Source organism: Celeribacter sp. (assembly GCF_048266405.1).
Lineage (GTDB): Bacteria > Pseudomonadota > Alphaproteobacteria > Rhodobacterales > Rhodobacteraceae > Celeribacter.
Genome location: NZ_JBLWZO010000042.1, coordinates 4,087 through 5,574, shown reverse-complemented (window position 1 = coordinate 5,574; position 1,488 = coordinate 4,087). Strand labels below are relative to the sequence as shown.

General features: G+C 55.9%; 2 protein-coding genes. Both read right to left on the bottom strand.

Annotated elements, in window-relative coordinates; genetic code table 11:
- The coding region (locus ACN0TS_RS19080) for a monovalent cation/H+ antiporter subunit D (RefSeq protein WP_417260890.1) at positions 1-1,079 on the bottom strand (1,079 nt) is incomplete at its 3' end.
- Positions 1,079-1,435, bottom strand: coding sequence for a Na+/H+ antiporter subunit C (locus ACN0TS_RS19075; protein WP_062948254.1), 357 nt, complete (start codon positions 1,433-1,435; stop codon positions 1,079-1,081). The genes ACN0TS_RS19080 and ACN0TS_RS19075, both read right to left, overlap by 1 nt.
- Between the last annotated feature and the right edge of the window lie 53 nt (positions 1,436-1,488).

The following is a 1,488-nucleotide window of genomic DNA, read 5'->3' as shown; positions in this document are numbered from 1 at the left end:
TCACCATATTGGCCCCGTCGCGACGCCACCAGATCACCGATCAGGAACAGGGCCGCACCGGCAAAGGTCGAATGCAGCAGATAGTATAGACCGGCTGAAATGCTTTCGGGTGTGAATAGCGCAATCGAAATCAAAAGCGTTCCCATTGACCCGATCACCGAAAACGCGATCAGACCATTCAGGCGCTTGGCCGCCAAAACCCCGATCATCCCGACCGCAAGGGTCACAATCGCCGCAGGCAGGATATAGGGTTGCGCCAGCCAAGCCATGTCACCGGCATTTTCGCCAAAGCCCAGCGAATAGACCCGCAGGATCGAATAGGCCCCGACCTTGGTCATAATTGCAAACAGGGCCGCAACCGGTGCCGGGGCATTGGCATAGGTGCCCGGCAGCCAAAAATGAACCGGTACAAGGGCCGCCTTGACGCAGAACACCAAAAGCAGGATCAGCGCACCGGCACGTAAAAGCGCGGCATCGCCTTGGGCAACCAATGGCACCTGAATGGCAAGATCGGCCATATTCAGTGTCCCGGTCACGGCATAAATCATGCCAACCCCGACAAGGAACAATGACGATCCGGTCAGGTTGATGACGATATATTGCATGCCCGCCTTAAGGCGTTCGGCCCCGGCACCATGCAGCATCAGACCATAGGACGCGATCAACAGCACTTCGAAGAACACGAACAGGTTAAACACGTCACCCGTCAGGAAGGCACCATTGACGCCCATCAGCTGGAACTGGAACAGGGCATGAAAATGCTGGCCGCGCTTGTCCCATTCGCTTGATGCGAACAAGACCACACCAAGACCAAGAACCGCCGTCAGCAAAACCATCATCGCCGACAACCGATCCAGCACCAGAACGATACCAAATGGCGCAGGCCAGTTGCTTAACGCGTACATTTCCGGACCATTGCCATCGGCAAAGATCACAAGAGCCAACGTCACCGCGACAAGAGCAACCGTCGCGGTGATCGAGAATATGCGCTGCAAAACAATGTCGTGACGCACCGCCAGAACAATCAGGGCGGCCATCACGGCAGGCAGCACAATGGGAACAATAATCCAGTTACCCATCAGTTTTTATCTCCTGCTTCGGAAGGCTCGCCAACCGGACGACCATCAACATGGTCGTTGCCGATTTCAAGATAGGCACGGATCGACAACACTACGATCAGGGCTGTCATCCCGAACGAAATCACAATCGCCGTCAGGACAAGTGCCTGAGGCAGCGGATCGGTATATTCCGTCACCCCATCACGCAGGATCGGCGGCATATCGATGGTCAAACGCCCCATGGCGAACAGGAAAACGTTCACCGCATAGGACAAAAGCGCCAAACCGATCACCACCGGGAAAGTTCGCCCGCGCAGCAACATATAGGTGCCGCACATGGTCAAAAGCCCGATACTGCTTGCTACCAGAAATTCCATAATATCAGGCCTCCTTCTCGGCGGCCGCGACAGGCGCCGCAACAGACGGATCA

Coding starts and splice junctions, on each gene's coding strand:
- ACN0TS_RS19075 (WP_062948254.1), bottom strand. CDS start 1,435: ATGGAATTTCTGGTAGCAAGCAGTATCGGGCTTTTGACCATGTGCGGC.